This is a genomic window from Armatimonas sp., assembly GCF_043760365.1.
In the GTDB taxonomy this organism is placed as follows: domain Bacteria; phylum Armatimonadota; class Armatimonadia; order Armatimonadales; family Armatimonadaceae; genus Armatimonas.
On record NZ_JAYUPA010000721.1, the window covers coordinates 1 to 3,657 of the forward strand.

The 3,657-nt window shown below is 60.2% G+C and carries 4 protein-coding genes; all 4 read left to right on the forward strand.

The features are described from left to right. Positions 1-596 (forward strand): GNAT family N-acetyltransferase (locus tag ACH2EH_RS17010; RefSeq protein ID WP_395143424.1); only part of this gene is annotated, 596 nt, incomplete at its 5' end. A 2-nt stretch (positions 597-598) separates the two neighbouring features. Beyond that, positions 599-1,189: an FMN-binding negative transcriptional regulator gene (locus tag ACH2EH_RS17015; RefSeq protein ID WP_395143425.1), complete on the forward strand. Its 591-nt coding sequence runs from the start codon at positions 599-601 to the stop codon at positions 1,187-1,189. Next, positions 1,186-2,382, forward strand: coding sequence for an acetylornithine transaminase (locus ACH2EH_RS17020; protein WP_395143427.1), 1,197 nt, complete (start codon positions 1,186-1,188; stop codon positions 2,380-2,382). Before ACH2EH_RS17015 ends, ACH2EH_RS17020 begins: the two co-directional genes overlap by 4 nt. A gap of 164 nt (positions 2,383-2,546) precedes the next feature. Beyond that, the coding region (locus ACH2EH_RS17025) for a Clp protease N-terminal domain-containing protein (RefSeq protein WP_395143428.1) at positions 2,547-3,657 on the forward strand (1,111 nt) is incomplete at its 3' end.

A 3,657-nucleotide genomic window follows, 5' to 3' on the forward strand; every position in this document is an offset into this window, starting at 1 on the left:
AAATGGATTTAACGATTGCAAAAACCCAAGACCCGGCGCTGATCCACGCCCTCACGCAGGCCGCGTTCGCTGAGTACGACCGCGAGCCGGGAACCTCCACGGCGCTCAAAGAGACCGAGGAGGCCATCGCCGCGCAGCTTGCGGGGGGAATGGAGGCACTGGTGGTAGCCAACCTCTCCCCGAGTAACCTCTCCCCCCAGCCCCCTCCCCCGGGCGCTCATTCTTCGCTGGGGAAGGGGGAGCCCGAGGGGGATGTAGCCCCTTTCCCAGTGAGGTACGAACGCCCGGGAGAGGGGTTGGGGAGAGGTTATCTCGCCTGCGTCCGCTACCAGCTTGAGGGCGATGCGCTCTACTTCCACCGCCTCTGCGTCCACCCCGACTACCGGCGACAAGGGCTGGCGAAAAAGCTCGTCAGGCACTTGGAGGCTCTGGCACGAGCAGAAGGGCTGACACGGCTCACCTGCTCCGTGCGGCTCCAGAAAACCGACAATGTCGCGCTCTACACGGGCCTCGGCTTTCGGCTCCTCGGCGAGCGGAGTGTTTGTCGTGATGGCACCGCTGTCCCGACGGGCGACTTTGAGAAGAGGCTAATCTAATTATGTACACTCCACCGTATTTTCGTGAGGACGGTCCTGAGACGATCGCGGCGTTTCTCCATACCAATAGCTTTGCAAATTTAGTAACCATTGCCAACAGCGAGCCATTTGCGACGCACCTGCCGTTGCTCTATCAGCCGGAGACGAACACGCTGATCGGGCATTTAGCGAAAGCGAACCCGCAGTGTGCGCACCTAGAAGCAGCAGAAAACACAAGCGTACTGACGATCTTCACTGGGCCGCACGGCTACATCTCGCCGCGCTGGTACACCCACGCACCCGCCGTCCCGACCTGGAACTACACGGCGGTTCATGTCTACGGCACGCCCAAACTCATCACCGAGCCCGAAGCGCTGACACGGATTCTACTCATGCTGGAGGCGCACTACGAACCGGAGCCTATCGTCTATGAGGCGACATTTTTCGCGCCAAAACTCAAGGGAATTGTGGGCGTGGAGATTGAGATCTCGCGAATCGAAGGCAAGTTCAAGCTCTCCCAAAACATCCCCGCCGAGAGCCGGGCAAGCGTGATTGAGACACTCAAACGCGACGGGCAAACGGCTCTCGCGATAGTAATGGAAATAAATCAATGACAACGACAGAAGCAACGAAAACGGGGACGGATGCCCGGCTCTGGGATCAGTCCCATGTGATGACGACCTACGCACGCCAGCCGATTGAGATAGTGCGCGGCGAGGGCTGCTGGCTCTTTGATTCCGAGGGCAAGTGCTATTTGGACTTTCTCTCCGGGATCGCGGTCTGCTCCGTGGGGCACGCGCACCCGTACTTGGCGAAGGCTATCGCGGATCAGGCAGCCACACTTATGCACGCTAGCAATCTCTATCTCACCGAGCCCCAGGCGCGGCTGGCGCGGCGGCTGATGGAACTCTCAGACTTTGAACGGGTGTTCTTCTGCAACTCCGGCGCGGAAGCCATCGAGGCGGCAATTAAGATCTCCCGAAAGTACGGGCGGAGCATTGCCCAGAGCAAGGTGCGCATTGTCACAGCGACCAACTCGTTTCATGGGCGGACACTTGCTGCCGTGACCGCGACGGGTCAGCCCAAGTACCACGATCCGTTTGCGCCGCTCCCGCCCGGCTTTGACTATGTCCCGTTTAATGACTTACAGGCGCTAGAGGCGATAGTTACCGACGATACCTGCGCGGTGCTTCTGGAGCCGATCCAGGGTGAGGGCGGCGTGATTCCGGCGACCCAGGAGTACTTAACCAAAGCGCGGGAGCTCTGTGATAAACACAAGGCATTGCTGATCTTGGATGAAGTGCAGACCGGTGTCGGACGGACGGGGAAGATGTGGGCCTACCAACAGTACGGCGTCGTTCCCGATGTGATGACGCTCGCCAAGGGCCTGGGCGGCGGCGTGCCGATCGGGGCCTGCCTCGCGCGGGGAATCGCCGCAGAAACGCTCAAGCCCGGCGATCACGGCTCCACTTTCGCGGGTAACCCTCTGTGCACAGCCGCCGCCAACGCCGTTCTGGATATTCTCGCTGATGAGCGCCTGACACAAAACGCTGCAACTGTGGGAGCGTATCTCAAAGAGCGCCTCAAGCCGCTCGGATCCACGCGTGGCATGGGCCTGATGATCGGGCTGGAGCTGGACAAACCGATTGCCAAGAAAGTGGTCACGGAGGCACTTGCACTAGGCCTGGTTATCAATGCCACCGGAGATACCACACTGCGGATCATCCCCCCGCTGATACTCACCAAGGAATTAGCCGACGAAGGGGTGAATCTTCTTGCACAAGCGATTGAGAAAGCGAGCCTCTGAATCTACCATACCCATCCCCCTGGCCCCCTTCCCTCAGGGCAGGGAAGGGGGAGGCACGAGGGGCTGGAAAACCCTCCCTGCCCTGAGGGAGGGGGGCTCGTAGTGAGGAACGAACGAAGAGCCGGGTGGGTTCGAGCCGGGTGGGTTCAGGCGGAAAGATAAATATGGCGATTCAATTTACACGAAACGGACGAAAAGCGATGCTCTGGGCGCAGGTTGAGGCCATGCGACGGGGCGATGTCTATGTGGAGCGGGAGCACTTGCTGCTAGGGCTCTTGCACGGAGAAGAGACCAGCGCCCTGCAGCTCCTCGCACGTATCGGCTATGCCCCTGAGGAGCTACGGATGCGAATCTCCGGCCTGCTGAAACCCGAGAATGGCGCGGCCCGCACCGAGTCGGCGACGCTCTCGCCGGGAGCCAAGCAGGTTGTTGAGCAAGCGCGGCGCGAGACCGAGTCCACGGGACATGACTACGTGGGCACCGAGCATCTTCTACTAGCGCTGCTCCACGAGGCACCCGCGAGCGTTGAGAGCGTAGGGCTGAGCTATCAGGGGGTTGCTCAAGCGCTCGCATCGGGACTGGCGGGCGCACTCACGGAGGAGTTCAATCCCGCTCCCTCTGTGACGCCTGCTCGGCCCACGCCCCGGGCGAGCTTCCTCAAAGGTCGGCACTTTCTCTCCGTCAACGACCTGAGCACGGAGGAGATCGAGCAGCTCTTTGACTTAACGCGGGAGATCAAGCTCGGAAAGGCACAGAACGTGGCATCAGGCAAGTGTGCTGCACTCCTCTTTGAAAAACCCAGTCTGCGCACCAAGCTCTCCTTCTCGGTGGGAATGAGTCGGCTTGGGGGCCAGGCGCTGTATTTTGCAAAGGAGGAGGTGGGCCTAGGGCACCGGGAGTCTGTCAAAGATGCGGCTCGGGTGCTCTCGCGCATGGTGGATGCAATTATTATTCGGACTTTTGATCATCACAATATCGTCGAACTGGCCCACTACGCCCGTGTTCCCGTGATCAATGCGCTAACAGATATTGAGCACCCCTGCCAAGCACTAGCAGATTTCTACACGATCCTAGAGTACCGTTCCAAGACCCGGGGCCAGAAGCTGGTCTATATTGGTGATGGCTGCAATACCGCGATTAGCTTAATGCTACTTGCGCCGCGCCTTGGGACGCACTTCACGCTGGCTTGCCCACCCGGCTACGAGCCGCCTGCGCCTCTGATCGCGCAAGCTCGGGAGCTGGCCGCCTGGCATAACACCACGTTTGAGATCAGCC